The organism is Dermacoccus sp. PE3 (assembly GCF_001021715.1).
Taxonomy (GTDB): domain Bacteria; phylum Actinomycetota; class Actinomycetes; order Actinomycetales; family Dermatophilaceae; genus Dermacoccus; species Dermacoccus abyssi.
The window spans coordinates 1-718 of sequence record NZ_LDCM01000013.1; the positions used below are offsets into that span (position 1 = coordinate 1).

Consider the following 718-nt stretch of genomic DNA (forward strand, 5'->3'; position numbering starts at 1 on the left):
ACGTCGACTGGTCCTGCCACCACACTGCCGGACACATCGCCGATGACCTGTTCTCCTATGCCTCACAAGTCATTGCCCAGCCGAAGGACGACTACCTGCCAATAGAGGCAGTTCTCGATGCCGCCGCTCCGAACGAGCGCGCCGTCGAGGCCATCATGATGTGCGGCCGTCTTCTGATCTACGCCGTTGACGCGGCCGCGCCTACCGGCCGCAGCTGGCACCCGTACGGAACGTCCAACCCCGCCGGATTCGCGGCTATGGGAGTGGTCGAGATCTTGGTGCATACCTATGACATCGCCCGCGGTCTCAAGCGGGATTGGATGCCGCCCGCCGATCTCTGCAAGCCCGTCCTGCACCGCCTATTCCCCGGCGCCCCGGCTGGCAACGCTGACGAGGTGCTGCTCTACTGCTGCGGCCGGAGACCTCTGGAGGATATGCCGCGCCTCACGCACTGGTCCTGGGACTCTGCCGTCCGCAGCTGACCGCCTGCCGATGTTGCTTCGCAGACGCGCACTCGCTGGCGTGCGGTGTAGCAGAACCGGGCCATGAGTGACGATTTTTGCTACGCAGCTCATAGCTCCTAGTCCGGCTAACCGCCCCGTCTGATCCCAGAGTGAGTAGCGGCTGCTCCGGCAGTAGGAGTGCCCGGCTGCGACTGCGCCTCACATTCGATTGAGTATCTGCTCCTTCTTGGCCTCGAACTCTTCGGGGGTCAGGA

1 protein-coding gene is annotated in these 718 nt (G+C 63.9%); it reads left to right on the forward strand.

Annotation, left to right across the window (positions count from 1 at the left end; translation table 11 throughout):
- Positions 1-482: hypothetical protein (locus AA983_RS15725; RefSeq protein ID WP_047313030.1), on the forward strand; the 482-nt coding region annotated here is incomplete at its 5' end.
- Positions 483-718: the final 236 nt, after the last annotated feature.